The sequence below is a fragment of the Brevibacillus sp. NRRL NRS-603 genome (assembly GCF_003013445.1).
GTDB lineage: Bacteria > Bacillota > Bacilli > Brevibacillales > Brevibacillaceae > Brevibacillus > Brevibacillus formosus.
In genome coordinates, this window is record NZ_PXZN01000013.1 from 448,025 (window position 1) to 473,977 (window position 25,953).

Annotated in this window: 28 protein-coding genes; 27 read left to right on the top strand and 1 reads right to left on the bottom strand. The window is 47.2% G+C overall.

Annotated features, from left to right (window positions below; all coding sequences use genetic code 11):
- Nucleotides 1-6 precede the first annotated feature (6 nt).
- From C7R94_RS14045 to C7R94_RS14085, 9 genes are all read left to right on the top strand, one after another.
- Nucleotides 7-1,134, top strand: a complete 1,128-nt coding sequence (locus tag C7R94_RS14045; protein ID WP_199197936.1) for a D-alanine--D-alanine ligase — start codon at nucleotides 7-9, stop codon at nucleotides 1,132-1,134.
- A 218-nt stretch (nucleotides 1,135-1,352) separates the two neighbouring features.
- Nucleotides 1,353-3,158: an IucA/IucC family protein gene (locus C7R94_RS14050; RefSeq protein WP_106782023.1), complete on the top strand. Its 1,806-nt coding sequence runs from the start codon at nucleotides 1,353-1,355 to the stop codon at nucleotides 3,156-3,158.
- A 39-nt stretch (nucleotides 3,159-3,197) separates the two neighbouring features.
- The gene (locus C7R94_RS14055; protein ID WP_106782025.1) at nucleotides 3,198-5,090 is read left to right on the top strand and encodes an IucA/IucC family protein; all 1,893 of its coding nucleotides are present in this window, start codon (nucleotides 3,198-3,200) and stop codon (nucleotides 5,088-5,090) included.
- Nucleotides 5,068-6,312: an AMP-binding protein gene (locus C7R94_RS14060; RefSeq protein WP_106782027.1), complete on the top strand. Its 1,245-nt coding sequence runs from the start codon at nucleotides 5,068-5,070 to the stop codon at nucleotides 6,310-6,312. The genes C7R94_RS14055 and C7R94_RS14060 overlap by 23 nt, the downstream gene beginning before the upstream one ends.
- On the top strand, nucleotides 6,309-6,575 hold the full coding sequence (gene asbD, locus C7R94_RS14065) for a petrobactin biosynthesis protein AsbD (RefSeq protein WP_047072536.1): 267 nt from the start codon (nucleotides 6,309-6,311) through the stop codon (nucleotides 6,573-6,575). Before C7R94_RS14060 ends, asbD begins: the two co-directional genes overlap by 4 nt.
- Nucleotides 6,576-6,606: 31 nt before the next feature.
- Nucleotides 6,607-7,590 carry a DUF6005 family protein gene (locus C7R94_RS14070; protein ID WP_106782030.1) on the top strand — a complete coding sequence of 328 codons (984 nt, stop codon included), beginning with the start codon at nucleotides 6,607-6,609 and terminating at the stop codon, nucleotides 7,588-7,590.
- A gap of 7 nt (nucleotides 7,591-7,597) precedes the next feature.
- Nucleotides 7,598-8,437: a sugar phosphate isomerase/epimerase family protein gene (locus C7R94_RS14075; RefSeq protein WP_106782032.1), complete on the top strand. Its 840-nt coding sequence runs from the start codon at nucleotides 7,598-7,600 to the stop codon at nucleotides 8,435-8,437.
- Between the two features lie 108 nt (nucleotides 8,438-8,545).
- Nucleotides 8,546-9,676 carry a TolB-like translocation protein gene (locus C7R94_RS14080; RefSeq protein ID WP_106782035.1) on the top strand — a complete coding sequence of 377 codons (1,131 nt, stop codon included), beginning with the start codon at nucleotides 8,546-8,548 and terminating at the stop codon, nucleotides 9,674-9,676.
- 42 nt (nucleotides 9,677-9,718) lie between these two features.
- Nucleotides 9,719-10,297 carry a histidine phosphatase family protein gene (locus C7R94_RS14085; RefSeq protein ID WP_106782037.1) on the top strand — a complete coding sequence of 193 codons (579 nt, stop codon included), beginning with the start codon at nucleotides 9,719-9,721 and terminating at the stop codon, nucleotides 10,295-10,297.
- 53 nt (nucleotides 10,298-10,350) lie between these two features.
- Here the strand turns inward: C7R94_RS14085 and C7R94_RS14090 are convergent, their stop codons facing one another.
- Nucleotides 10,351-11,733, bottom strand: coding sequence for a UDP-N-acetylmuramoyl-tripeptide--D-alanyl-D-alanine ligase (locus tag C7R94_RS14090; protein WP_106782040.1), 1,383 nt, complete (start codon nucleotides 11,731-11,733; stop codon nucleotides 10,351-10,353).
- 237 nt (nucleotides 11,734-11,970) lie between these two features.
- On the opposite strand from C7R94_RS14090, the gene C7R94_RS14095 reads away from it, so the two are divergent.
- The 18 genes from C7R94_RS14095 (at nucleotide 11,971) to glyS (ending at nucleotide 25,846) form a co-directional block, all read left to right on the top strand.
- Nucleotides 11,971-12,294, top strand: coding sequence for a histidine triad nucleotide-binding protein (locus tag C7R94_RS14095; protein WP_106782042.1), 324 nt, complete (start codon nucleotides 11,971-11,973; stop codon nucleotides 12,292-12,294).
- Nucleotides 12,295-12,407: 113 nt separating this feature from the next.
- Nucleotides 12,408-12,581, top strand: a complete 174-nt coding sequence (rpsU, locus tag C7R94_RS14100; protein WP_007727630.1) for a 30S ribosomal protein S21 — start codon at nucleotides 12,408-12,410, stop codon at nucleotides 12,579-12,581.
- 17 nt (nucleotides 12,582-12,598) lie between these two features.
- Nucleotides 12,599-13,045: a GatB/YqeY domain-containing protein gene (locus C7R94_RS14105; RefSeq protein ID WP_007727628.1), complete on the top strand. Its 447-nt coding sequence runs from the start codon at nucleotides 12,599-12,601 to the stop codon at nucleotides 13,043-13,045.
- A gap of 165 nt (nucleotides 13,046-13,210) precedes the next feature.
- Complete coding sequence (locus tag C7R94_RS14110) at nucleotides 13,211-14,554, top strand: NfeD family protein (protein ID WP_106782045.1); 1,344 nt, start codon at nucleotides 13,211-13,213, stop codon at nucleotides 14,552-14,554.
- A gap of 7 nt (nucleotides 14,555-14,561) precedes the next feature.
- The gene (gene floA, locus C7R94_RS14115; RefSeq protein ID WP_106782047.1) at nucleotides 14,562-15,566 is read left to right on the top strand and encodes a flotillin-like protein FloA; all 1,005 of its coding nucleotides are present in this window, start codon (nucleotides 14,562-14,564) and stop codon (nucleotides 15,564-15,566) included.
- A gap of 11 nt (nucleotides 15,567-15,577) precedes the next feature.
- Nucleotides 15,578-16,081, top strand: coding sequence for a hypothetical protein (locus tag C7R94_RS14120; RefSeq protein ID WP_106782050.1), 504 nt, complete (start codon nucleotides 15,578-15,580; stop codon nucleotides 16,079-16,081).
- 168 nt (nucleotides 16,082-16,249) lie between these two features.
- Nucleotides 16,250-16,447: a hypothetical protein gene (locus C7R94_RS14125; RefSeq protein WP_106782052.1), complete on the top strand. Its 198-nt coding sequence runs from the start codon at nucleotides 16,250-16,252 to the stop codon at nucleotides 16,445-16,447.
- Between the two features lie 206 nt (nucleotides 16,448-16,653).
- A complete protein-coding gene (yqfC, locus tag C7R94_RS14130; protein WP_007727617.1) occupies nucleotides 16,654-16,950 on the top strand; it encodes a sporulation protein YqfC in 297 nt (98 codons plus the stop codon).
- A 26-nt stretch (nucleotides 16,951-16,976) separates the two neighbouring features.
- Complete coding sequence (gene yqfD, locus C7R94_RS14135) at nucleotides 16,977-18,161, top strand: sporulation protein YqfD (protein WP_106782054.1); 1,185 nt, start codon at nucleotides 16,977-16,979, stop codon at nucleotides 18,159-18,161.
- Between the two features lie 56 nt (nucleotides 18,162-18,217).
- Nucleotides 18,218-19,189, top strand: a complete 972-nt coding sequence (locus C7R94_RS14140) for a PhoH family protein (RefSeq protein WP_106782056.1) — start codon at nucleotides 18,218-18,220, stop codon at nucleotides 19,187-19,189.
- Between the two features lie 3 nt (nucleotides 19,190-19,192).
- The gene (ybeY, locus tag C7R94_RS14145) at nucleotides 19,193-19,702 is read left to right on the top strand and encodes an rRNA maturation RNase YbeY (RefSeq protein ID WP_206767976.1); all 510 of its coding nucleotides are present in this window, start codon (nucleotides 19,193-19,195) and stop codon (nucleotides 19,700-19,702) included.
- A 9-nt stretch (nucleotides 19,703-19,711) separates the two neighbouring features.
- Nucleotides 19,712-20,083 carry a diacylglycerol kinase family protein gene (locus C7R94_RS14150; RefSeq protein ID WP_106782059.1) on the top strand — a complete coding sequence of 124 codons (372 nt, stop codon included), beginning with the start codon at nucleotides 19,712-19,714 and terminating at the stop codon, nucleotides 20,081-20,083.
- A 123-nt stretch (nucleotides 20,084-20,206) separates the two neighbouring features.
- Nucleotides 20,207-20,605 (top strand): cytidine deaminase, encoded by a 399-nt coding sequence (locus C7R94_RS14155; protein ID WP_047072510.1) that lies wholly within the window; start codon nucleotides 20,207-20,209, stop codon nucleotides 20,603-20,605.
- Nucleotides 20,598-21,515, top strand: coding sequence for a GTPase Era (era, locus tag C7R94_RS14160; RefSeq protein WP_106782061.1), 918 nt, complete (start codon nucleotides 20,598-20,600; stop codon nucleotides 21,513-21,515). Before C7R94_RS14155 ends, era begins: the two co-directional genes overlap by 8 nt.
- A 104-nt stretch (nucleotides 21,516-21,619) precedes the next feature.
- Nucleotides 21,620-21,775 carry a YqzL family protein gene (locus C7R94_RS14165; RefSeq protein WP_012685773.1) on the top strand — a complete coding sequence of 52 codons (156 nt, stop codon included), beginning with the start codon at nucleotides 21,620-21,622 and terminating at the stop codon, nucleotides 21,773-21,775.
- On the top strand, nucleotides 21,766-22,539 hold the full coding sequence (gene recO, locus C7R94_RS14170) for a DNA repair protein RecO (protein ID WP_047072506.1): 774 nt from the start codon (nucleotides 21,766-21,768) through the stop codon (nucleotides 22,537-22,539). The genes C7R94_RS14165 and recO overlap by 10 nt, the downstream gene beginning before the upstream one ends.
- A 318-nt stretch (nucleotides 22,540-22,857) precedes the next feature.
- On the top strand, nucleotides 22,858-23,784 hold the full coding sequence (gene glyQ / locus C7R94_RS14175; RefSeq protein WP_012685775.1) for a glycine--tRNA ligase subunit alpha: 927 nt from the start codon (nucleotides 22,858-22,860) through the stop codon (nucleotides 23,782-23,784).
- Nucleotides 23,777-25,846, top strand: coding sequence for a glycine--tRNA ligase subunit beta (gene glyS, locus C7R94_RS14180; protein WP_106782063.1), 2,070 nt, complete (start codon nucleotides 23,777-23,779; stop codon nucleotides 25,844-25,846). The genes glyQ and glyS overlap by 8 nt, the downstream gene beginning before the upstream one ends.
- The last annotated feature ends 107 nt before the right edge of the window (nucleotides 25,847-25,953 follow it).

A 25,953-nucleotide genomic window follows, 5' to 3' on the forward strand; every position in this document is an offset into this window, starting at 1 on the left:
ACACAGATGGGAAATCAAAAGATTCGACTGGGCATTATTTATGGAGGAAAATCCTCAGAGCATGAAGTTTCATTGCGTACGGCCATGTCCATTATGCAGGCTGTAGATGCAAATAAATATGAGGTAACACCTGTGTATGTTCAATTGGATGGCTCTTGGGTGACTGGGGAAACACTGACAGGTCAACTGCCGGATAAGATCGAAGCGTTGCGCTTATCGGCAAAAACACCAGTTACTGATGAGGCAACAGAGAAAGGGCAAGAGCTGGCAGTAACAAGCAAGTCAGGCTCGCTGTTTGCCATGAATGAGCAAATGGATGTTGTTTTCCCTGTGGTTCACGGACCATTTGGCGAAGATGGGACGATCCAGGGATTGTTGGAATTGGCGAATATCCCGTACGTGGGAACCGGAGTAATGGCTTCCGCTGTCGGAATGGATAAATGGATGATGAAGACCGTCTTTGCACAGGCTGGACTTCCGCAAGTAAAATATGTAGGCTTGCTGCGCTCGCAATGGGAAAAAGGCCAAGAGGATGTCATGGATCGGATCGAGCGTGACCTCGGCTATCCGTGTTTCGTCAAACCGGCCAATATGGGCTCCAGTGTAGGGATTAACAAAGCGAAAAATCGTGAGGAGCTCAAACACGCATTAGAGGTAGCTGCCAAGTTTGACCGCAGACTGATTGTGGAAGAGTTCGTTCAAGCACGTGAATTGGAGATTGGTGTTTTGGGGAATGAAGAGCTGATGACATCCGTCGTTGGGGAAGTCATTGCCGCGAAAGAATTTTACGATTACGAAGCCAAGTACAAGGGAGCGGGAACAGAACTCTCCATTCCTGCCATCGTTCCCGAGCATGTATCCGAACAAATTGCGGAAATAGCCAAGCAAGCATTCCAAGCACTCGATGGCTCTGGCCTTTCCCGTGTGGACTTTTTCTGGGATGAGAAAAACGACAAGCTCTATATCAACGAAGTGAATACGATGCCAGGCTTTACGCCGTTTAGCATGTATCCAATGCTCTTCCAAGCAGCGGGTGTGAGCTACAGCGAGCTGATCGATCGTCTGGTACAACTCGCTATCGAGCGACATGCGGATAAAGGTCGCAACGTCGTAGATGCAGAAGAGTTGGAGTAATCATGAGAAAAAGATGCTGATGAAACGGCATCTTTTTTCTTTTTTATGTGGGATGGAGGAACTCATTTTGGTCAGCGCATGTCTCCTAACTGTATAAGAAGAATATTATGACTTGAAATGAGAATGATAATCGTTTACATTATTTATGGGACGTTTTACCAGTTATGTAAGTCGCAATGCTTGGATAAAAAATTGGATCAAGCAAGAGGAGAGGTAACATGTTCGTAGTCAAGCATATCGCAGAGCATGCAACGATGCAGAGCTTTCTCAATTGTTATCTCCGAGAAACAGGTAGGGGCGAGTGGATCAATCAGAAAGACGAGATTACGAAGCAGCTAACGAAAATCATACAGCCGAGTACAACAGGTACGTACCTTCATTGCGAACTCCCACATCAGGGGATTTCCCTCTATGTCGGTGTCAAATATCATTCGGTAACAGGCAGGCATCTGTTCCATTATCCAGCTTGCTACCGAAGTGGTGACTGTTCTCGTTTCGTTCAGGCGGACTATTTGACATTAGCGGTTCTTTTGATAAAAGAGCTAACGCTTCAGCATGGGGAAAATGCCGTTCCAGATGAATTAGTCTTGCGTATGATTCAAAGCTGCCAAAGCATTGAGAAATTTGTTCGAACGCGCCAAAGTAACGCAGAGATTTTATATGGCGTGGAACAGAGTTTCATCGAAGCAGAGCAGGCGCTTTTGTTCGGTCACTTGTTCCATCCGACCCCGAAGAGCCAGCAGGGAATTCCTGAGGCCAAGCAAGCGTTGTATGCACCCGAATGTTGCGGGAAGTTTCAACTCCACTTGTTTGCTGCCCATCCGTCGATTGTTCACGAAAAATCTGGGCTAAAAGAGTCCGCCACGCAGTTACTGAAGGATGAGTTTCCTCCGATACCTGATGTCGATCCATCATTTTCAATCGTCCCGATTCATCCGCTTCAAGCAGAATGGTTGCTCGAACAGGTAGCCGTACAATCCTTGATCGAGAAAGGGTTGCTTCTATACTTGGGGCCAGCAGGTGAGGAGTATATGGCGACATCTTCTCTTCGAACGGTTTATCATCCTGAGAAGAAATACATGCTCAAGTTGTCTGTCCCAATTAAAGTTACGAATTCTTTACGGATCAACAAGTTAAGTGAGATGGAGATCGGTTTAGAGGCGAAGCAACTTTTTGAAACAGGGATCGGTGAAGTGAGTCGCATGTATCCAGGCTTTGGCTTTATCTCTGATCCGGCTTACATCACGATCACGTTGGATCAGGCGAAAGAAACGGGATTTGAAGTGATCCTGCGTGATAATCCCTTTATGGGGAATAATGCTCGGCAAGTCACGCAAATCGCGGCACTCGTGCAAGATCCACTTCCTGGGTACAAGAGTAGGCTGGCAACGATCATCCACCATCTGGCACAAAAAGAAGGGAAGGCACTGGAAGTCGTTAGTTTGGAATGGTTTAAGCGGTATGTAGACATTTCATTGAAACCAATGGTATGGCTTTATCTAAAGTACGGAATCGGCTTGGAAGCCCATCAACAAAATAGTGTTGTCACTCTTAAAGACGGATACCCCGATCAGTTCTTTTACCGTGATAATCAAGGCTACTATTTCTCAGAATCGATGCAAAAAGTATTAGAAGCAGAATTGCCTGGGATTGGCAAGGCGAGTAAGAACATTTACAAAGACCATCTTGTAGATGAGCGAATCATCTATTATATGATTTTTAACCATATGTTTGGACTCATTAATGGATTTGGAACGGAAGGTTTAATTGACGAACAAATCTTATTGGCAGAGATGCATGAGGTTTTGACGGAGTTTTTACCTATGAATCGAGAGGCGTCGAAGTTTTTAGAGAATCTACTTACACGCGAACAGCTTCCGTGTAAGGCGAATCTGCTCACGCGCTTCTATGATCTGGATGAATTAACCCAACCGGAAGAGAGATCATCTGTTTTTGTTTACATAGATAATCCTTTAGCAAAAGTAAAGCAGGCCGAAAAGGCAGGGCTGCATGCTTTTGGATAGAGTACGGCATCTAGCTTGAAGAGACTTGGAGGATAAGGTATGGAGTTAACGATACAAGATTTCTCGATTGAAGAGGCACTTCACTCGACACAGTACGTGCAGGTGAGAAGAAGGGTGTTTCGACAATGCATCGAGTCTTTGCTATATGAGGGAATTTTGATTCCTGAGACCCTGCAAGAGGGTGAAGAGACTACTTACACCCTACATGGGCTTGATGAGGGGAATCTGCCTGTTCGCTATCGTTGTCGAGGGCGAAGGAGTGCTAGTTTTGGGCTTGTTCGGTTAGGGAAGGACCCCGTTACTCGTGTTGTTTACGATCAAAGCGGAGCTGCACAGCAAGAATCTGAAGCGACTTCCCTCACTCGTTTTTTAGTGGAGGTCTTTCGAATGAATACGGTCGATGAACATAGACTGAAGCTATTTGCCAATGATCTGGAACAAACGTTGTTAAAGGATACATTGTCTCAATACTATCGGGTACAAAATGATATTCGGATGCAGGGCAAATCGTATGATGAGCTGGAAGGTGATCTGATGGACGGTCATCCTTACCATCCGAGCTATAAATCACGTGTTGGCTTTACCTACGTAGATCATTTTGCCTATGGTCCTGAATTTAAGCAGGAAGTTCATTTTCTTTGGTTAGCGATTAAAAAACAATATTCGCAAGTGTCCATTGATCAAGGGAGAAATTTCGATGACCTCCTTTTGGAAGAAATAGGGCGAGAACAAAAAGAAGCCTTTCAACAAATCATCGTCAATCATGGATGCGATCCTGATCAATATGCCTTCGTTCCTGTCCATCCATGGCAGTGGCGTAATCATATCGTACCTGGATTTCTGGACGATATCCATCGCAAAGAGATCATTGTGCTAGGCGTAGGCTCTGATGGTCATCGTCCACAACAATCCATCCGCACCTTTGCTAACAAAAGTAATCCGCATAAACCGTATCTTAAGCTCTCGATTAACGTAGTGAATACTTCAGCGCCACGTCATCTTACCCCCCATTCGCTGGCAAGCGCACCCATTGTTTCGAGGTGGCTCAAGGGGATTACGGACGCAGATTCGTATTTACGAGACGTGCAAAAGGTGATCATGCTCCAAGAGTTTGCGGCAGTGGCATACGATCCTCCCCCTGCTTCAGAGCTGGTGGAAATGGTTACGTTCGGGGTAATTGGGTGCATGTGGAGAGAAAGTCTCATCCCTCATCTCGAAGCGGGAGAAGATGCGGTTCCTTATAACGTATTAGCGGCTGTTGAGGTGGATGGTGTGCCATTCATTGATCGTTGGATTCGTGAGCAAGGGCTAGAGAATTGGCTTGCACGATTATTGGAAAGTAGTGTGTTACCAGTCGTTCATATTCTTGTGAAACACGGAATTGCCATGGAAACCCACGCGCAGAATATGATCCTGGTACATCAGGATGGAGTCCCTACTCGGGTAGCCTTGAAGGATTTTCATGAAGATTTGATTTTTTGCCAACCGTTTTTGAGTGAGCCAGACAAATGCCCGAACTTCGCGGAAGTGCATGAATATTACGCAACGAAGCCCGATGATGTGATGTTTCACATGAATGAAACATCAACAGTCAGAGATTTGACATTGGAGACTTTATTTATGATCAATCTGGGGCAACTCGCACGGCTATTGGAAGAACATTACGGATATACCGAAGAGCAATTCTGGGAGATGGCCGTTCAGGTATTGGAGGCTCACCAGCAACGATTCCCGGAATTGACGGAGCGATTTAAGCGATTTGATCTGTTTGTTCCAAGCGTGCAGGTAGAGAAATTAACTAAGAAAAAGCTATATGCAACGAACGAGAACTATCATCTACATGAAGTTCCCAATCCTTTGTTCGAGGCAAGGAAAAGGCTTCATTCCATGGTTGTAGGAGGGTACCAGCATGTTAATAGTGAATCAAAATGAGATTTCTGTGCATGAAATGGAGAAACATAAGCAAGGATTCGAAAGCATGGATCATTTTCGACAGCCAGAAGGAAAGAGGTACGCCGTCTGCATAGCTGACCCAATTGACGTGATTAGTCTTGTCCAATATTTACGTGAGCATAATGGCTCGGTGCTGTTAATTCATGGGGAAACCCCGATGGAAACAGCGTATCAAATGGCAGTGAAGGCAAGGTGTTATGGGCTTGTTTATAAGGAGACGAAGCACTTCTTGTCCATCACGGATAAAAAACAGAGCGAAAAACCATCGCTCTACCAATATAGCTCAGGTACTACGGGGGACGCGAAGCTAATCGGGAGAAGTTGGGATAATATCCAAACAGAAATTCATGCCTACAATCAGTTGTTCCAAGGTGAGGAAGCGTTAACCCCGATCGTGCTGGCATCGGTGACGCATTCGTATGGATTGATATGTGGCGTTTTGGCAGCACTGGAACGGGGAAGTAAGCCTTCGATTGTGACGCACAAAAATCCGAAGTTTGCTTTGCAAGTGATCCAAGATACTCCTCAGCATATTGTTTATGGCCTGCCAGTCTTTTATCACATCTTATCCAGCTTTACGCGAGAGCAGGTACGCTTTCACCGGTTAATGACATCTGGCGCTCCAATGCCAGAAGGCTTGTTTCTAAAGCTGCAAGGCATGAGCGACATCTTGATGCAACAATATGGATGCTCCGAGGCGGGGTGTGTCAGTATGAGTAAACAGATGCGGACGCATACAGATCTGGGGGTTCCCCTTTCCCATGTAACAATGACAGCAGGCGAAAATGAAGAAAAACCTGATGAAATTAAGATTTGGAATGGACAGAACGAGATAGCGACGCAGGATTTAGGTTTCTGGACAGGAGAAGGACATATTCAATTTGTATCAAGGATGGATGATGTGATAAACGTCTCTGGCTTAAAGGTATTTCCTTTAGAGGTCGAGGACGTCATTTTGAAAATGAGTGGGACAAAAGAAGTGGTCGTGTATCGTGGACGTCATCCTGTGATGGGAGAGATTGTAAAGGCGCAAGTTATTACAGAGGGAGGAACTACTCCTGAACAAATCAGGGAATGGTGCCAAGATCGTTTGCCAGGCTATAAAGTCCCTTTCGAAATCCAATGTGTGACGAGCATTCCGAAAACAGCCACAGGAAAAATCAGCCGTCGATTATTAGAAACGGAGACGATCAGCAAATGACACGAACAGAAAGAATCGAGCAAATCCGTACGATCATGACCGAAAAATTAAAATTATCGCATATCCTTACGCTAGAGGAGTCCATGCGATTGAATGAGGATCTACACATTGATTCGATTATGCTATTGCAACTGATTGTTTATATTGAGGAAGACTTAAAATTGGTAGTACCTGCTCATGAGTTAGATCCGCGAATCTTCCAAACGGTTGGATCACTGCTTACTTTTGTAGAACAGCTGGAACCGCAGCATGTATCGAATTAGCGTCTAAACAAACATTGAGTGGGGGATACAAATGGTTAAGGTTCATTGCATTATTTCATGCCTATGCGAAGTGATTAAGCGCCGCACAAAGATTGATTACCGTCCCTATTACTTTGGCATATGGGATGCCGAGTACTCCATTACGGATCAAGGTGTGGTCACCTATTACATTGATAACCATGAGGAGATCATCAAGGGATATGAACGGCTTTTCCGAGCGAAAGTAACAGAATGGTATGATCATTCCCAAGATAAAGCCTCCAATTTGGACACGTTCTTAGAGCTCATTGATAAGCGTACCGAGGATCAGTTTGTCCTTGTTCAAATAGACATGTCGCTGGTTCCAGAAAGAGATAATAAATTTGCGTTGAAGCCATTCCCGCATTTTTTGATGATTTCAAAGACGGAGAACGAAGATGAGTGGTTTATGTTTGACCCGGATTTTCGTTGGGAGGGCAATGTGAAGAAGGAGACGGTGATCAAAGCCTTCTTGGAAAATCCATTTGGTGGCGGTTTTATGGTGGATGCAAGTGATATTAAGGAACCGACCTTTGAGATGATCCACGACTATTTCTACGACACACTAAAACGTGACCATAATCCATTTACCCTTGATTTGAAGCAATTAATTACAGACATGGCAGAAGGGCGGAATGGATACAACTTGGACATGTTACTCCCAGCAGTGACTCAGGTGAAAGTGATTGCGATCCGTAAATACAGCTACGAGTATGCATTTCTCTACCTCCAAGATTACCTGCAATACCATCGCGATGAGTTTTTGCGAATCGCATATAAAGTGGAGGACATCTACCAAGGGTTTACAACAGCGCAGTACTTGTCTGTCAAAATGGCGATGACCAAGAATATGGCGTTGTTACCTCCGATTATTGAGGCGTTAGAAGAGATTGATCTGATTGAACTTGAAGTGAAAAAAGAGTTGGAACGTCAGTTTGTTTTGTGGACCCAAATGGATAAAAGTCTCGTTACTGTAGACGAAAAAGGGTGGAGGTAAAGGTCAAATGAAGCTCTCATTGTGCACAATCACTTTTCGCCACCAGTTGATTTCGTTTGCTGATATTGTTCGGTTTGCTCATCGTCATCATTTTGATGGAATCGAGTTGTGGGGAATTCACGCCCAAGATCTGTACCATCATGATCGAATAGAGATGGAGGAGCAGCTAGGAATACTCAGGGAGCAAGGCATGAGTATCTCTATGCTTAGCGATTATCTGGACATTGCGACCTCATCTGGATTTGATCGTACACTGGAAAAAGCAAAAAGGCTGATTTCACTGGCGAAATGGCTAAATGTAAAGCAAATCAGGACGTTTGCCGGACAGAAAGCGAGTAAGGAAGTTGGCCCAGAAGAGCGGGCACGTTATGTCCATCATTTGTACATCTTATGTCAGATGTGTCAGGAGCACGGAATTCAGCTATTGGTCGAAACACATCCGAATACGCTAACAGATCACATGAGTTCTACGCTTTCTCTGTTGCAGGAAGTCAATCATCCTGCGCTAAAAATTAATCTTGATTTTCTTCATGTCTGGGAATCAGGTGCTGATCCAATCGACAGCTACGAACAGTTGAAGCCGTGGGTGGCACATTATCATTTAAAAAATATCTCCTCATCGAATCATCTGCCGGTATTCGCTCCGCATAATGTATATGCCCCTAACGGCGATCGTGAGGGAATGGTACCACTCGGTAAGGGTGTTGTAGATTATGGGCCAATTTTAGAGAAAATTGCTGATACGGATTATTTTGGTTCTATCGAATGGTTTGGTCAGAATCCGAAGCTTGTGTTAGCGGAAGAGGTAGAATGGCTACGAAAGGGTATGCTGTTAGTCCGTAAGTGAAAAAAGGTCGGGAGCGAGGGATTGCTTCCGGTCTTTTTTCATCCTACACGCAACCAAATGCCTCCTGTATGCGTCTACGTATTGATCACTTATCCGGGAGGACCCTTGATGAAAAAACGCTTATTACTCTCATACCTGCTGTTTTCCTTGCTAGGAATCCTTGTTCCTGGACAAATCAATGCCTCGGCTCCTGCGCAGGCAGACCCTCGTCAGCCAGAGCCAGTCGTCATCTATAGAGTAACGGTAGATGGAAAGGTTACAAAAAACGTAACGAACATGCCCTTGATTCACCGAGCGAGCATGTCGCCATCGGGTCGGTTTGTATACGGGGAGAGAATCGGATATGGGAAGGCAGACAAAACCGTACCGTACTTGTACGATATGCAAACCAAAAAATTGACGCAGCTATCCGGCTATGGCAAATGGTCGCCGAAGCAGGACGCGCTCTACATTCGTGAAAATGGCAGTATCGTGAAGCTCAGTCTGCCAGACGGCAAAAAAACAGTACTCGTCCCGGCAGCAGCTCAGTACCCCGTTCTTGATTTTTCCGTTTCACCGGATGAACAGTACATGGCGTTCACCCGGATGGACATGCTCTCTTCCAATACCAAAATAAGTGGCCACTTGTACTTGCAACACCTGCCTACACTCAAAATGAAAAAGAATGACCAGTATGAGTGGCGAAGTGGAACAGACGAAGAAATGTATTACTGGATGCCAAATTCGAAAAAGCTGTTTTACAAAACGCAAACCGCATACAAGGAGTTAGACTTACCGACTGGCCTGAAATACGATCATAACATGACGGCCTTCCCTTCTTACTCCAACGATATGAAGTATCGTTATGTGCGGACTACTACTGAAGAATACATGCTGGATTTGCAGACAGGGAAAAAGATCAATTTGAAGGATTCCGTGTTCACTGAGAGCTACTTGGACAAGATTGTTTGGTCGCCATCAGGGCATCAGATGGCAGTAGAACAGCACGCTCGTACTTCCAACTCTCAAGATTCGTATATGTACATGCAATCATGCAAACAAGTCACGAAATGCGGCTATCCTTTCGGCTCCCCTGACAAGGGAATGCCTGGCTATTATCATTTAAGTGACAATCATCGCATCATCGGCTGGGCGAAGGATGGGAAGTCTTACTATGTAGCTGATCTTGCATCGATCCACTATAGCGCTTTTTCGCATGAAAAGTTGACTCCTTACAACAATGTCATCGAACTGCGATGATTTCTCAATCGAAATGATCCCAAACGAAAGGTAGGTGCAAAGATGCTCACACATGTGTATATGATCCGCCACGCAGAATCGCCGTACATTCAGGACCAGGAGGAAATGCGTGGATTGTCAGAAAAGGGCTTGCAAGATGCGCAGCGTGTAGCACGAATCCTGAAAGAGGAACAGATTGACGTATTTGTATCCAGCCCATATTCGAGGGCTATCAAGACGATTGAAGCGGCGGCAAAGCAAGCGAATCGGGAAATCAAGCTGGAACCGGGTTTTCGCGAGCGGGAATTAGGCGCTTGGGGAGAGCCATTTGAGCATTTTGTGCAAGCTATAGAGTATGTGTTTGCAAACCGTGAGTTCGCTTTCGCAGGGGGAGAATCCAATGCAGTAGCGGGGGAAAGAGGACTCACTGCCTTTCAGGAAGTTTTGGATCACCATCGAGGCAAAAAAGTCGCGGTTGGCATTCATGGAAACATTATGACGATCATCATGAATCACTACGACTCATTGTACGATTTCTCATTTTGGAAAAAGACCTCGATGCCCGATATTTATAAACTAAGCTTTGAGGAAGATCAATTAATCCAGGTAGAACGTTTGTGGAATGAAAATGACAAGCGCTAAAAAACAAGCCGTCTCCCGTATGAAACGAGAGGCGGCTGTTCTCTTTCTATTATTTATTTGTGACCTTCGAGATCAGTAATTAGCGTCCATAATGACATCCCTTTGGAAGCCTTGAACAAAAAGGCATGCTTTTCATTCCGCAGCGGCAGTAGAGCAGCCAACGCCTCTGCTTTGGTCGCGAAGTGCAGCTTTTTCCCCGAATAAGCATCATGGAGATGACGTGAATCCTCACCAATTGTCACGAGCAGCTCGAAGCGCTCAGCGATGTCTTGAATGGAGGTTCCGACGCCCGCGTGCATAGCCGCACTTTCTGGACCGAGCTCATACATGTCACCTAACACGACGACTCTTGCGCGCTCAGGGTACAGCTCAGCAAACGTCCGTACGGCAGCTTCCATGGAGGCGGGGCTGGCATTGTACGCATCACTGATATACACAGTACCGTGCTTGGAGTCAACTTGCTCAAACCGCATGGCGGAGAGCTGGACGGTGGACAAGGCGTGAGCGATTTGTTCCGTATCCATTCCGAGTCTCTTGGCAATCGCGACAGCAGGCAGTGCATTCAGGACACTGTGGCGGCCGTGGAGCGGAAGGAATGCCTCGAAATGCTCCCCGGAGGCAAAGCACACTTTGAAGCGGGTCCCACCCTCAACTGTTTCGATTTCCTCTGCCCAAATATCCGCCTTCTCATTCACAGAGTAGTACATGATGTCACCCGGATACAGATGGGCTATCAACCGTAGATACTCTGAATCCTTGTTGAGCAGCACGAGCCCGTCAAGAGCGGTATGAGGAAGCAGCTCCGCCTTTGCGAGAGCGATTTTTTCCCGCGTGCCAAAATATTCAATATGGGACTCTCCGATAAATGTAATCACGCTAATGTCAGGCTGAACCAGCGAAGCGAGCAGATCGATTTCCCCGGCGTGGTTCATTCCGAGCTCCAGTACGGCAGCTTGATGGTTTTCTTCCATCTGCAATAACGACAAAGGTACACCGATGTGGTTGTTGAAGTTTTTATACGTCTTGTATACAGGCGAACGGCTCGCAAGTACATGTGCCACGATGTCCTTCACGGTTGTTTTCCCGATACTTCCGGTAATGGCGATGTGAGGGAACGAAAAGCTTTTTCGATAAGCGGCAGCCAGCTTTTGAAAGCCACGCAGTGTATCATTGACAAGAATTAATCCAAAATCGTTTGGCAAGTTCGCAGGAATCTTCTCCTGATTCGAAACGAGAGCAGCTACAGCTCCTTGTTCAGCTGCTTGTAACAAAAAATCATGTCCATCCCGTGCGCCGCCAGTCAAGGCTACAAACAAAGATCCCGCAGTCAGCTCCCGGGTATCAAAGTGAACGGATGACAAGGAAAGCCCTGGGGAACCAGCGAGCAAAATCCCTTCTGCTTTTATTGCTGCCTGATCCAGTGCAATTGGTTTCATCTGCACGAACTCCTTTTTCTTGGTAGATATGAATGTATAGAAGTTCATATCGACATAAGTGCAACTAAGGCTTCACCAAAAAGCTTGGCGAAGCCAAGTTTTCTAATGATCCAGTAGTAACCTCGAAGTCATGCTACCATGCGTTAGGTAGCGCCGCAAGACAAAAATGAGGGAATGTGATACGATCATTTCTTACATACATAACTATCCACATACAGAGGAAGAAAGGAGTCTCCCATGGAAAAAAGCATTTTTACCAAAATCATGGACGGTGAAATTCCTGCTCGTATCGAGTATGAGGACGAGCACGTCATTGTCATCCACGATATTGCACCAAAAGCACGGGTTCACTTGTTGCTTATCCCGCGTAAGCCAATTCCGACGCTAATGGATGTAAGCGCCGAGGACCTGCCGCTGATCGGGCATATCCACTATGTAGCACAACTCTTGGCGAAAAAGCTGGAGCTGCCAGGTTTTCGCCTGATTAACAACTGCGGCAAAGAGGGCGGACAAGAGGTTTTCCACATCCATTATCACCTGTTGTCCGGTTTTTACGAATAAAATTGAACTAAAGGTTGACCTTCTTTAGTCAATTATCCTATAATGAAGTGTGACAGTCTGTTCGTACGTTCGACTCAGGCGTCCCACGGTTTTAGCGGAGGGAGGGAAGACAAATGGCAGAAATTCGAGTCAAGAAAAACGAGTCTTTGGATAGCGCACTTCGCCGCTTCAAGCGTGAAAGCGCAAAATCCGGGGTGATGGCGGAACTGCGTAAACGTCGCCACTTTGAGAAGCCTAGCATCAAGCGCAAGAAGAAATCCGAAGCAGCTCGCAAGCGCAAGTTTTAATTGACGGAGGGCTCATCATGAGTGTAATGGAGCGACTCGATCAAGATATGAAGCAAGCAATGAAGGACAGAGCTGCTCTAAAACTCTCTGTTATTCGCATGGTGAAAGCCGCATTAAAGAACGAAGAGATTAACAAGGGCAGACTTTTGTCTGAAGACGAAGTGCTGACCATCTTGACTCGTGAGTTAAAACAACGCCGTGAATCCCTCCACGAATTTGAGAAGGCAGGCCGCGTGGAACTTGCCTCGAAAACGCGCGAAGAGATCGACGTGCTCTCCGCTTACTTACCCGCTCAGCTTAGCGAAGACGAAATTCGTGATATCGTTCGGGAAGGTATCGCAGCTACCAATGCCTCCTCCAAAAAGGAGATGGGCAAAGTGATGGGTGCGATCATGCCGAAAGTGAAAGGCAGAGCAGACGGAAACCTCGTGCAAAAGATTGTATCTGAGGAACTACCATCGTAGACGAGAGTAACACCTCATATAGATACGAACAGAAAAACTCAACCTGTAAAGGTTGGGTTTTTCTTTTTTTCCAAATATGAAATAAATATGAAACGATTGCCCCCCTCCTTCGTATACCTTATTGCACACACGTAGAAGCTGATAGAAGGAAAGGAGGTACATGCAATGAGTGCAACAAGGCTAGTAAAAAGCCGCGTGCGATTGCTTTTTTCACTTCTTTGCCTGATTATGGGAATGACCATGCTTCTTGCTCCCGCGTCCACAACAGCCAAGACCTATCAAAAAGCTGTCTGGATTCCTGTAGATAGCACAATCGAGCGAGGGCTGGAGAGCTTTTTACACAGAGCTTTTGCTGACGCACAGAAGCAGCAGGCAGACCTTGTTATCTTGCATATCAATACGCCAGGTGGAGAAGTAAACGCTGCCGACCAGATTGGGCAGTTGATCCGTCAGGCTCCCATGCATGTGATAGCCTACATTGATAATCAGGCTTTTTCAGCGGGAACTTACATCGCCCTGAATGCAAATGAAATTATTATGACTCCAGGAAGTAGCATGGGGGCAGCCGCACCGATTGACTTGGCGGGGAATGCGGCAGACATTAAGTTCATTTCCGGTTGGAGCAATAAAATGAAGGCGGCAGCTGAGCTGAACAATCGCAATCCTGACGTTGCTCGCGCGATGGTGGAAATCGATACGGAATTCCCTGGATTAAAGCCAAAAGGAACGGTACTTTCTCTCGATGCCCAACAAGCGAAGCAGTTGGGATATGCGGATGATGTGGTGTCCAATAAGGAAGAACTGCTGAAAAAGCTCGGCATTCAGCCAGATACCCTTCAGGCGATTGAGCCAACCGGTGGAGAGCTGGTAGCTAGATGGGTGACGAGTCCCATTGTGATGAGTCTTTTGCTCATCATTGGATTGGGAGGAATTGTAGTAGAGCTGTTTGCCCCTGGCTTTGGTGTTGCAGGGACGATTTCGCTCTTCGCGTTCAGTCTGTATTTCTTCGGGCATTATGTAGCGGGATTTGCCAACTGGTTGCACATTGGACTGTTTGTCATTGGAATCTTACTGATGCTTCTGGAGATTTTTCTTCCGGGCGGCATTGTCGGTGCGATTGGATTCATTAGTATTGTGACAGGTCTTGTGATGGCAGCCTATGACACGCAGCAAGGGCTCGCGTCCCTCGGTGTGGCCGCTTTGATCACGGCAATTGTAACGTTCCTGTTAGTGAAGAAATACGGGGTCAAAGGTCTATTCAACAAGTTTGTCTTGGGTGAAACGCAAAGCAATGAAGAAGGTTACATAGCTCCACGCGATCAGCGTGAGCTGGAAGGAAAATCAGGCATCGCCCTAACACCATTGCGCCCGGCAGGGGTCGTCAAGGTGGAAGGAAAACGTGTGGATGCCGTATCGGTTGGTGGTTACATTGAAGCAGGTACCGCCATCACCGTTGTGCAAGTAGAAGGCACGCGTATCGTCGTTGCCGAACTAGAACTAAAGGAGTGAGCTCTTCATGTTTGAAGGCGGTTTGATTCCCCTTATTTTTATGGTGGCAGTAGCCATCGTGGTCCTTTCCATTTTCTTTTCGTTCGTACCAGTCATGCTCTGGATTTCTGCACTGGCTTCCGGTGTGAATATCGGGATTATTACCCTCGTCGCTATGCGTTTGCGTCGCGTCGTACCATCTCGTATCGTGAATCCGTTGATTAAGGCGCGTAAAGCGGGCTTGCAGTTGGATACTAACCAATTGGAGAGTCATTATCTCGCAGGTGGTAACGTAGACCGTGTCGTAGATGCGCTCGTAGCAGCACAGCGTGCAGATATTCCACTCGGCTTCGAACGAGCAGCAGCAATTGATCTGGCTGGTCGTGATGTATTGGAAGCGGTACAAATGAGCGTTAACCCGAAAGTGATTGAAACACCTGTGGTAGCAGCGATGGCAAAGGACGGTATCGAGCTGCGCACTCGTGCAAAAGTAACGGTTCGTGCCAACATCGATCGATTGGTCGGTGGTGCTGGTGAAGAAACAATTATCGCCCGCGTAGGTGAGGGGATCGTATCGACGATTGGTTCGTCAAAAGGACATAAGGACGTATTGGAAAATCCGGATCTGATCTCCAAAACGGTATTGAACAAAGGCCTGGATGCCGGAACCGCTTTTGAAATTCTCTCGATTGATATTGCAGATGTGGATGTAGGGAAGAACATCGGGGCACAATTGCAAACCGACCAAGCAGAAGCAGATAAACGTATTGCCCAAGCAAAAGCGGAAGAGCGTCGTGCCATGGCGGTAGCCCAAGAGCAGGAAATGATCGCGCGCGTACAAGAAATGAAGGCAAAAGTAGTAGAAGCCGAAGCGCAAGTACCACTCGCTTTGTCCGAAGCATTGAAAAGCGGCAAAATGGGCGTAATGGATTATTACAACATGCAAAACATTGCTGCTGATACACAAATGCGTCAATCTTTCGGGCATGCAGGTGACAAACAAGAGCCTGCTACGCCAGACGAGAAAGAATAAGGGCGATTGCCATGGAAGATCTTATGGATCTCGTCGTAGATTTACTGGATTTAGTCGAGTGGATCATCCCGCTCATTGGGAAGTTCTGGTTTGTCATCCTCGGTTACTTAGGATATAAAGTTCTGGGCAAAACCGGAAAGAAGAAGATGTCTCAAGGCAAGAAAATGCCTCCGCTTACCCCGGCCACAACGTCGGATATCCCTATGGAAACGTCGGAGTACGGCAGAGAGACGGTGCGGGCATCCTCCAAATACGAGCCGCTTCAGCAAGAGTCGATGGAAGGGGTTGGAGTCGAGCAGGAATGGGCATTCTCAAGTCCAGCTCGTGCTTCAACGGGCCCAACCATCACAGTGAAGCAATCGGAATCGATGAAGGTCGCTGATTCTGACAGAGCGAAAACACTCACATCAAAACACGGCAATCCCCGTGATGGCATGAAATGGGCGCTCATTTTTGGAGAGCCGCGCTCAAAAGCTCCGTACGCTAAGCAGGTTCGGCAAAGAAAGATTTTCTAATAGCAGCTAGTCAGACAGGTGAACCTTTAGTTCGCCTGTTTTTTCTTGATACACAATGTTTTCGTGTCGAAATATCTCGAATAACTTGTCTTGTTTCTCATATCCTTGTTGACTATCCTGAATGTAAAGAAAATTCGTCCAAATAGAAGAAGGGATAGAGGTCAAGCGATGAATCAACAAATTTTTGAACAAATGGGGCGGTTTCGTCAAAAAGTGATTCGGCTTGCCATCTTCGAAAACAAATCAGTATATGAAACAGCGATTGCATGCGGTTGTTCAGCTGAGAAAGTAAAACGAGTCATGAAAAAATGGAAGGCGCTTACAAGAGAAAATGAACTGGTTTCTGCTGCAAAAGAAAGCGAATAATCAATGGGTTTTGTGGATTGTATCTCAAAGAATGAGTCCTCAACTGCTTGCAATAGTGCGAGCGACGAGGGCTCTTTTTTTGTGACTGTTTTTGATGAATGCCACTTTATGCTCGCGCATACGCATAGATAAGAATGGTTTTGCACCTGTAAACAGATGAGATCGTCATATTCGCCAATATATAGAACGAGAAGGGGGGCTAATCCATGAAGCGTTGGAGCCGCCGTCTGCGCCAGCTGGCCGGAGGGGTGTTGGATCTGCCGCAAGATGTAGTCCTGGAAGTCCCGCGCATTACGATGATCGGTCATTTGCAAATGTATATAGAGAATCATCGAGGAGTTTTGCATTTTAGCGAAAAAGAGCTTCGCCTGCTGTTAACTAACGGTCAAATGATTGTTTCAGGTGAACAGCTTGTCATCCGCGCGATTTTGCCTGAGGAGGTTCTGTTAGAAGGCAGAATCGGTGGCGTGAAATTTTTGGAGACGGGACCACAGAGCTCGTAATCTTTGTTAGAGGGAGGGCGGCACGTATGCGGTATGGAATCAAGGAGTGGGTGGATGGACATGTAACCATTACCGTTCGGGGAAAACGGTTTGAGCGGATGTTGAATATGGCCGTACGTGATGGGATTCGAATCTGGAATATTCGCAGGGTAGGAGAAGAGGTGACTCGCTGCGATATTTTGATTCGGGATTATTTTCGTTTGCGGCCGCTTTTAAAAGAGACAGGCTGTCGTAGTCACGTCGAGGCAAGAGACGGGCTGCCTTTCTGGCTGCTGCGTATACGCAGACGATCCGGATTGGCAATTGGGGCTGCTCTTTTTTTCATTGGATTGTACATGCTCTCCTCTTTTGTTTGGAGTGTTGAAGTGAGTGGGACGAAAATGGTTGATCCGCGACGAGTGATTCAAGCTGCCGAACAAGTGGGGATTAAAGAAGGGGCATGGAAGGTCAAACTAAAAGAACCGTTGGTTTTGCAAAAAGAGTTGTTGAGTCTGCTGCCGGAAGCGTCCTGGGTTGGAATTGAGATTCAAGGAACCAAGGTCATGCTTCAAGTGGTTGAAAAAGAGGCTCCTGTAAAGCCGCTTGCAACAGGTCCCCGTCATCTTGTAGCGAAAAAGAGGGCTGTCATCCATAAAATTCTCCCAGAAGTTGGTCGCAGTCAGGTTGTGATCAATCAATTGGTAGAAAAGGGCCAAGTGCTTATTTCCGGGATCATCGGGAATGACGCTCGTCAACAAGCCGTATCAGCGCGAGGGAAGGTGCAAGGGGAAGTGTGGTATATAAGCAACGCATCTGTCCCACTAAAACAAACGATGCACCGACTGACGGGAGAAAAGCTGCAGCATCAATACCTGCTCGTAGGCCCCTATGCGGTATACGTGTGGCCATTTGAAAAACAGTCCTTTGCACAAGCCGAAATGGCAGAACAACGGTTTTTACCCTCGTATGGGGGATATACCTCACCACTTGGCTGGAAGACAGTAACGTACGCGCAAACAGAACCCGTTCAAACAGAAATGAGCGTGGAGGAAGCGACGGAGCTGGCTAAAAAATTCGCCAGGGAGGATATCTTGAAAAAAGCTGGAAAAGATGCGTTCATTCAGGACGAAAAAGTTTTGCACGTCACAACAGAGAATGGTAAAGTTTACGTAAGCATTCATTTTTCCGTCATTGAAGATATTGCCATTGAACAGCCTTTCGTTGGGCAGTGAGGGATGGCAAGCAAATGACGCATTGCTGATTACCGTTGCAAGGAGATGGAAGCCTGTTGCACGTACAAGATGAGGTAAGAATCCCGTTTTCAGACGCATCTGAGGCCTTGCTGTTGTTCGGACCACATGACGCGTACCTAACACTGATCGAGCAAAGAAATTCCGCCAAAATCATGACCCGAGAAGGCGAACTGGTTATTAGCGGGGATAAGCCGGAAGTGGACAAACTGACAGAGTTGATTGAAACTCTGCTACAGCTGATTCGCAGAGGGATTGCCCTGTCCGAACGAGACATCTCTTATGCGATGTCGTTGATTGAACGGGGAGAAGGTGCCCAACTGCTCGATGTGTATGATGAAGAAGTCGCTCGTACCCAACGTGGCAAAGTAATCAGGGCAAAGACATTGGGCCAGCGTCACTACTTGTCTGCGATCAAGAAGCATGACATTGTGTTTGGAATTGGACCAGCTGGTACCGGAAAAACGTATTTAGCTGTTGTCACAGCAGTAACTGCGTTGAAAAATGGGCGTGTCAAACGGATCGTTCTTACCAGACCGGCCGTAGAAGCGGGGGAGAGCCTAGGATTTTTGCCAGGAGATTTGCAGGAAAAAGTAGACCCTTACCTGCGTCCGCTCTATGATGCCTTGTACGACATGCTGGGCAATGAACAAGTCGCCAAAATGATGGAACGCGGACTCATTGAGGTTGCACCTTTGGCGTACATGCGTGGTCGTACGCTCGAAGATTCCTTCGTCATTTTGGATGAAGCCCAGAACACGACTCCCGAGCAAATGAAAATGTTTTTGACCAGGCTTGGCTTTGGTTCCAAAATGGTCATTACGGGTGATGTGACCCAAGTGGATTTGCCAAAAGGCAAGAAATCGGGATTGCGCGAAGCACAGCGTATCTTAAGTCCCATTTCAGATGTAGCCTTTATTCATTTCCAAGAGGGAGACGTCGTTCGTCACAGTCTGGTACAAAAAATCATCGCTGCTTATGCCAAGGAAGAAGTAGAACACGGCTATTAATAAATGGCGTCACAAAAAGGAGATCGTTTACCTGTGTTATCTGTAGAAATCCTTCATGAAGAAATCGAACCGATCGATGAGAATTTGCAAAACCTGCTCGTCCGTTGTCTGGAAGCAGCAGCAAAGCTGGAAGACGTACAAGGAGAAGTAGTTGTCACGCTGGTGAACAACGAGCGTATCCACGAGCTGAATCGCGATTATCGTGGCGTTGATCGGCCTACGGATGTTCTTTCCTTTGCGATGAACGAACCGGGTGAAGGAGAAATGGAAATCTTCATTGATGAGGATGAGGCCGGCGAGTTTCCGAATATGCTTGGAGATATCATTATCTCGGTGCCAAAAGCACATGAGCAGGCCGAAGACTATGGCCATTCATTCGAACGCGAACTCGGATTTCTCACCGTCCATGGTTTTCTGCACCTTCTGGGTTATGATCATGGGACGCCAGAAGAAGAGAAGGAAATGTTTTCACGTCAAGAAAAGGTGCTGGAACAAATCGGCTTGACGAGGTAGGAGATTACGTTGAAGGAATGGCGACGATTGACTCGCAGCTTCGCCTACGCTCTGCAAGGAATTTCCTATACCGTACGGACACAGCGAAACATGCAAATCCACGTAGCCGCAGCCATTTTGGTGCTGGCGGGAGCGTGGTGGCTGCAGATACCCCGCAGCGATGTTTTGCTGGTCCTTTTTTCTATCGGTCTGGTCTTTTCTCTGGAGCTGGTAAATACTTCGATCGAAGCAGTCGTTGATTTAGCCTCCCCGGAATGGCACGCCAAGGCGAAGATTGCCAAAGATGTGGGAGCAGGAGCTGTGCTTGTGGCGGCGATCTTGTCTTTTATCATCGGAGTCCTCGTATTTGGACAGCCACTGTTGCAAAAAGTATGGGGATAGTTTTTACTAGTGGTACCGGACGGGTCATTCCAGTTGACCTTTCAGTCTGGTTTCTTCGTGTCTCTTTGGACACATTCTGTTGTGAAATGATGTTTAAGAACAATCATATGAGGAATGATGAAAATGGATAAACAAGCATTATTAGCACAAGCAATCGAAGCCAGAAAGCTCGCTTATGTACCATACTCCAAGTTTCAGGTAGGAGCAGCTCTTTTAGCTGAAAGTGGCAAGGTTTATCTGGGAGGCAATATTGAAAATGCAGCTTACTCCCTGTGCAACTGCGCAGAGCGTACGGCTCTTTTTAAAGCGTATTCGGAAGGTGATCGGACTTATAAGGCACTGGCTGTCGCTGCCGATACACCGCAAGCTGTATCACCGTGCGGGGCTTGCCGACAGGTCATCGCGGAGCTGTGCCCGCCGGACATGCCTGTATTTTTGACGAATCTCAAAGGCGACATTTGGGAAACGACAGTATCTGCCCTGCTTCCAGGCGCATTCACCAAGGAGGATTTACGTGGATAATCGCAAGACCAAGAAATCGTTTAAATCGGGCTTTGTCTCCATTGTAGGACGCCCAAATGTTGGAAAATCAACACTGTTGAATCATATTGTGGGACATAAAATCGCCATCATGTCCAATAAGCCGCAGACCACACGTAACAAAATTACGGCTGTGCATACGACAGAAGAGGGACAAATTATTTTCTTGGATACGCCGGGGATCCACAAGCCTCAATCCAAACTCGGAAACTACATGGTTTCGGTTGCCGAGAATACGTTGAACGAAGTAGACCTCGTTTTGTTTGTTGTCGATGCAACAGAAAAACGCGGAGCCGGGGACGACTACATCATCGAGCGGTTGAAGCAGGTCAAAACGCCAGTATTTTTGGTCATCAACAAAATTGACAAGGTGCACCCGGAAGCGCTGCTGCCTATTATTGACGATTACCGCAAATTGTATGATTTCAAGCAAATTGTTCCAATCTCTGCACTGGAAGGTAACAATACAGGATCATTGCAGCAGGCTATTTTGGGTGAAATGGAAGAAGGCCCGATGTATTACCCTGCCGACCAGGTGACAGACCATCCGGAGCGCTTTGTAGCAGCCGAGTTGATTCGGGAAAAAGTTCTGCATTTGACGAGGGAAGAAGTACCTCACTCCATTGCTGTCGTAATTGAAGAAATGAAGCGAGGAGAAAATGGCAAGACGCTTTACATTTACGCTGCCATTTACGTAGAGCGGGATTCCCAGCGCGGTATTTTGATCGGGCAAAAAGGTCAGATGCTCAAAGAAATTGGTCAACGCGCGCGCAAGGATATCGAGCGTTTGATGGGGGACCAAGTGTTTTTGGAGCTCTGGATCAAAGTGAAAAAGGATTGGCGCAACCAAGAGCGGATGCTGCGTAACTTCGGTTTTTACGATGAGCAATAATATTCCCAACGCGATGTGTTAATTTTTCCAAGGCATAGAATAACGGGCAAAGGTGATTCTAAGAAGGAAGTGGATAGACCCGATATAGGAAAGGATGATGCTCCATGCTTCGTGACTTTTCTTGGAGAGTTTTCGCTTCAACCGGTGACATCCATGCTTACCTTCTCTACCGTGATCACCATCAAACGGATGTTTCCAGCGAGGAAACCTCGTTTGATCTCGCCCAGGAAGAATTGGGTGACACGCAGGCATGCTTGTAAAGTGGGAAGGGATTGTCATTCGCAGCGTGGACTATGGTGAGTCCAGTAAAGTGATGACATTGTTTACCCGGGAGAACGGCAAATTAGGCGTGATGGCCCGTGGTGCCAAAAAGACCAAGAGCCGTCTTGCCGCCGTCTCCCAGTTGTTTTCGCATAGTTATTATCTATGCAAGGCAGGACCCGGTACGGGGATGCCTGATCTCTCTCAGGGAGATATGTTGGATTCGTTCCGGGATATGCGGCAAAGCCTGACTGCTACGGCTTATGCCGCATACATATCAGAACTTTTGGATCGACTGACGCAGGAAAGGGAGCCGAATCCCTACTTGTTTCAGCTGCTCCTTCATACTTTCCGCTATTTGGATGAAGGACGAGATGCTGAGATCCTGTGTCGGATTTTTGAGACCAAGATGTTAATTGTAGCGGGGATTTCCCCGCAGCTCACGGCGTGCGTAAACTGTGGCGAACAGCGCGAGCCCTACGCGATCAGTGTGGGACAGGGTGGCCTGTTGTGCCCAGTTTGCCTGCCTTCCGATCCATATGCTATGGCAGTTACCCCCTCGACCTGGAAGCTGTTACGGCTGTTCCAGGTATTTGATTTGGAGCGGCTCGGTGACATTGAAGTAAAACCGGCTACACGAAACCAGCTCAAGCATGTTCTGCGAAGCTTCATGGATGAGTATCTGGATCTCAGGCTGAAAAGTCGAGCATTTCTGGAACAATTGGAGCGTATGGAAAGAATGACGCAATCAGATCAGGACTAATTGACATACGAATTTGTTTTCGTTATGATAAGAACCAAACTTGTATACTGAATGTTGCCATGAAGGAAAAGAGTAGTCGGCCACTGGCTGTAAATAGCGAATCGGGGATAGTGGGAGCCCGGTCACCATGCTGATGAAGGGCGTTCTGGAGCAATTTGATTGTAAGGTGGGCGAAGAAGTCATTCGCCAAGTAGGGTGGAACCGCGAGAATCCTCTCGTCCCTACACTGTCGCATCAGGCAGTGTAGAGGCGGGAGGTTTTTTTAGTTTCGACTTAAAGCCAAGTTCTACTAAGTTTAGAGGAGGAAAAAGCATGAAAATGACATTTCAAGACATCATTTTGACGCTGCAAAACTTTTGGGCAAAGCAAAACTGTCTCATTGTCCAGCCGTATGACGTTGAAAAAGGGGCAGGTACACTAAACCCAATGACCTTCCTTCGTTCCATTGGACCTGAGCCGTGGAATGTGGCATACGTGGAGCCTTCCCGTCGCCCGGCAGACGGACGTTATGGGGAAAACCCGAACCGTCTGTATCAGCATCATCAGTTCCAAGTAATCATGAAGCCATCTCCGGACAACATTCAGGAGCTGTACTTGGAGAGCTTGCGCGAACTCGGAATCGAACCACTGGAGCATGATATCCGATTTGTAGAGGACAACTGGGAGCACCCTGGTCTCGGTGCATGGGGTTTAGGCTGGGAAGTTTGGTTGGACGGTATGGAGATCACACAGTTCACGTACTTCCAGCAAGTGGGCGGTCTGGAATGTAAACCAGTGGCAGTCGAGCTGACTTACGGACTGGAGCGTTTGGCTTCCTATATTCAAGAAAAAGAAAATGTGTTCGATCTGGAATGGTGCAACGGGTATACGTACGGAGATGTATTCCTGCAACCAGAATACGAGCATTCCAAATACACATTCGAGCTGTCTGATGTGGATATGCTGTTCTCTCTCTACAATACGTATGAGGCGGAGGCAAAGAGACTGATGGCGGAGCGATTGGTTTACCCAGCTTATGACTACGTACTGAAATGCTCCCACACCTTCAACTTGCTCGATGCTCGTGGTGCCATCAGTGTGACGGAGCGCACAGGGTACATCGCTCGTGTACGGAATCTGTCCCGTGAAGTAGCACAAACCTACTATAAAGAGCGTGAGCGCCTCGGTTTCCCGCTTTTGCAAAAAGGCAATGCAGACGCTGCGGATCAAGTGAATCAGGTGAAGGGAGAGGATACAAATGAGTAAGCGCGATCTACTCGTAGAGGTTGGTTTAGAAGAAATGCCTGCTCGTTTTGTCGCACAGGCAGCGGCACAATTCAAGGAAAAAGTAGAAAAATGGCTGACTGCTGAACGCGTGCCGTTTGATCAAATTACGGCATTGGAGACACCTCGTCGCTTTGCCCTGCTGATCAATGGACTTGCTGAAAAGCAGCCTGACCGCAATGATGAAGCGAAAGGTCCAGCACGCAAAATCGCACAAGATGAAGCGGGGAACTGGTCCAAGGCAGCACTCGGATTTGCACGAAGCAACAATGTTGAGCCTGACCAATTGTATTATAAAGAAGTAAACGGTATCGAGTATGTTCATGCTCGCAAATCTGAAGCGGGAAAACCAACTACCGAGCTTTTGCCGCAACTGGCTGAAGTGATCACTGGTATGAGCTTCCCGAAAAACATGCGCTGGGGCGCACGCGATTTGAAATACGTTCGTCCGATTCGCTGGCTGGTTGCTTTATTCGGCGATGAATTGATCGATCTGGAGATCGCAGGCGTAAAAAGTGGACGTGTTTCTCGTGGGCACCGCTTCTTGGGAACAGAGGTTGCGTTGAATCACCCAAGCGAATACGTGAGCAAGCTGGCTGAGCAGTATGTCATGGTGAATCCCGATGAGCGCAGAGCGGCAATTGTGGAACAAATTCATCGCTTGGAGAAGGAAAATGGCTGGACAATTCCAATGGACGAAGGGCTTCTGGATGAGGTAGTCCATCTTGTAGAATATCCTACCGCTCTTTACGGTACGTTTGAGCAAGAATTCCTGTCCATTCCACGTGAGGTTTTGGTTACCTCTATGCGTGAGCACCAGCGTTATTTCCCTGTTGAAAACGCACAGGGTCAATTGCTGAATCATTTTGTGACAGTGCGTAATGGAGACAGCCGCGCTCTGGAAAACGTAGCGAAAGGGAATGAAAAAGTTCTTCGCGCACGTCTTTCTGATGCTCGTTTCTTCTACGTGGAGGACCAAAAGCTGTCCATTGAGAGCTGCCTGAAACGTTTGGAGACAATCGTTTACCATGAAGAGCTGGGAACAATCGGTGATAAAGTTCGCCGCGTACGCAAAACAGCTGCGCAAATTGCAAGCAAGCTGGGTGTGAGCGCTGAAGAGACGAAACAAGTAGACCGCATTGCTGAAATCGCAAAATTTGACCTTGTTACCAACATGGTAGGTGAATTCCCTGAACTGCAAGGGATTATGGGAGAAGATTACGCGAGCAAAGCTGGTGAGTCCGACCTCGTCGCAAGTGGCGTATTCGAGCATTACCTCCCGCGTTTTGCAGGGGACAAAATGCCTACCTCCGCCCAAGGTGCTATCGTCAGTCTGGCTGACAAGATGGACACGATTGTAGGTTGCTTCTCGATCGGGATTGTGCCTACTGGCTCACAGGACCCATATGGTCTGCGCCGTATGGCGGCGGGGATCGTTTCGATTTTGGTGGAGCGCGACTGGCAAATTTCTCTGTCCGATCTGTGGAATGCCGCAATGGAAGGCTATGTAGCGCAAGGCGTAAACAAGAGAGCGGCAGAGGACGTGAAAAAAGACCTCGTAGATTTCTTCGCACTCCGTCTGAAAAATGTTTTGCAGGATCATGGCGTTCGCTACGATGTCATCGACGCCGTTCTTGCTGCCGACCTGACACTGGTTCCAGAGGTGCTTGCAAAAGCAAAAGCATTGATGGGAGCGGTACAAACGGAAGAATTCAAGCTGATTGTGGAGCAGTTTAACCGGGTGAACAATCTGGCACAAAAAGCGGAAGCAGACCAAGTCAGCGAAGCTTTGTTCGCAGAAGATGTGGAACGTGCCTTGTATCAGGCATTCCAGGCTGTTCAGAAGGATGTAGAGGGTCTGAAGGATCAAGGGAAGGTGCTCGCAACCTTGTCAACCTTGCGCCAGCCGATCAACGCATTCTTTGATAAGGTAATGGTTATGGCCGAAGATCAGGCTGTTCGTGCGAATCGTCTGGGACTTCTCTTGCAGCTTTCTCGTGTGCTTTATCGCTACGCAGATTTTTCCAAAGTGGTATTTGCGTAAACAAAATAAAACCGGTGCCTTCGTCTGAAAATCAGGCGGGGGCACCTTTTTTCCGCGTGAAAGAAGGAATATCCCGTCGAATAGAGTAATACTAGGAAGAGGTAAAG

Excerpts from the sequence above, each read along its gene's own strand:
- C7R94_RS14045 (WP_199197936.1), top strand. The coding sequence starts at position 7 with ATGGGAAATCAAAAGATTCGACTGGGCATTATTTATGGAGGAAAATCC.
- C7R94_RS14050 (WP_106782023.1), top strand. The coding sequence starts at position 1,353 with ATGTTCGTAGTCAAGCATATCGCAGAGCATGCAACGATGCAGAGCTTT.
- C7R94_RS14055 (WP_106782025.1), top strand. The coding sequence starts at position 3,198 with ATGGAGTTAACGATACAAGATTTCTCGATTGAAGAGGCACTTCACTCG.
- C7R94_RS14060 (WP_106782027.1), top strand. The coding sequence starts at position 5,068 with ATGTTAATAGTGAATCAAAATGAGATTTCTGTGCATGAAATGGAGAAA.
- asbD (WP_047072536.1), top strand. The coding sequence starts at position 6,309 with ATGACACGAACAGAAAGAATCGAGCAAATCCGTACGATCATGACCGAA.
- C7R94_RS14070 (WP_106782030.1), top strand. The coding sequence starts at position 6,607 with ATGGTTAAGGTTCATTGCATTATTTCATGCCTATGCGAAGTGATTAAG.
- C7R94_RS14075 (WP_106782032.1), top strand. The coding sequence starts at position 7,598 with ATGAAGCTCTCATTGTGCACAATCACTTTTCGCCACCAGTTGATTTCG.
- C7R94_RS14080 (WP_106782035.1), top strand. The coding sequence starts at position 8,546 with ATGAAAAAACGCTTATTACTCTCATACCTGCTGTTTTCCTTGCTAGGA.
- C7R94_RS14085 (WP_106782037.1), top strand. The coding sequence starts at position 9,719 with ATGCTCACACATGTGTATATGATCCGCCACGCAGAATCGCCGTACATT.
- C7R94_RS14090 (WP_106782040.1), bottom strand. The coding sequence starts at position 11,733 with ATGAAACCAATTGCACTGGATCAGGCAGCAATAAAAGCAGAAGGGATT.
- C7R94_RS14095 (WP_106782042.1), top strand. The coding sequence starts at position 11,971 with ATGGAAAAAAGCATTTTTACCAAAATCATGGACGGTGAAATTCCTGCT.
- rpsU (WP_007727630.1), top strand. The coding sequence starts at position 12,408 with ATGGCAGAAATTCGAGTCAAGAAAAACGAGTCTTTGGATAGCGCACTT.
- C7R94_RS14105 (WP_007727628.1), top strand. The coding sequence starts at position 12,599 with ATGAGTGTAATGGAGCGACTCGATCAAGATATGAAGCAAGCAATGAAG.
- C7R94_RS14110 (WP_106782045.1), top strand. The coding sequence starts at position 13,211 with ATGAGTGCAACAAGGCTAGTAAAAAGCCGCGTGCGATTGCTTTTTTCA.
- floA (WP_106782047.1), top strand. The coding sequence starts at position 14,562 with ATGTTTGAAGGCGGTTTGATTCCCCTTATTTTTATGGTGGCAGTAGCC.
- C7R94_RS14120 (WP_106782050.1), top strand. The coding sequence starts at position 15,578 with ATGGAAGATCTTATGGATCTCGTCGTAGATTTACTGGATTTAGTCGAG.
- C7R94_RS14125 (WP_106782052.1), top strand. The coding sequence starts at position 16,250 with ATGAATCAACAAATTTTTGAACAAATGGGGCGGTTTCGTCAAAAAGTG.
- yqfC (WP_007727617.1), top strand. The coding sequence starts at position 16,654 with ATGAAGCGTTGGAGCCGCCGTCTGCGCCAGCTGGCCGGAGGGGTGTTG.
- yqfD (WP_106782054.1), top strand. The coding sequence starts at position 16,977 with ATGCGGTATGGAATCAAGGAGTGGGTGGATGGACATGTAACCATTACC.
- ybeY (WP_206767976.1), top strand. The coding sequence starts at position 19,193 with ATGGCGTCACAAAAAGGAGATCGTTTACCTGTGTTATCTGTAGAAATC.
- C7R94_RS14155 (WP_047072510.1), top strand. The coding sequence starts at position 20,207 with ATGGATAAACAAGCATTATTAGCACAAGCAATCGAAGCCAGAAAGCTC.
- C7R94_RS14165 (WP_012685773.1), top strand. The coding sequence starts at position 21,620 with ATGCTTCGTGACTTTTCTTGGAGAGTTTTCGCTTCAACCGGTGACATC.
- recO (WP_047072506.1), top strand. The coding sequence starts at position 21,766 with ATGCTTGTAAAGTGGGAAGGGATTGTCATTCGCAGCGTGGACTATGGT.
- glyQ (WP_012685775.1), top strand. The coding sequence starts at position 22,858 with ATGACATTTCAAGACATCATTTTGACGCTGCAAAACTTTTGGGCAAAG.
- glyS (WP_106782063.1), top strand. The coding sequence starts at position 23,777 with ATGAGTAAGCGCGATCTACTCGTAGAGGTTGGTTTAGAAGAAATGCCT.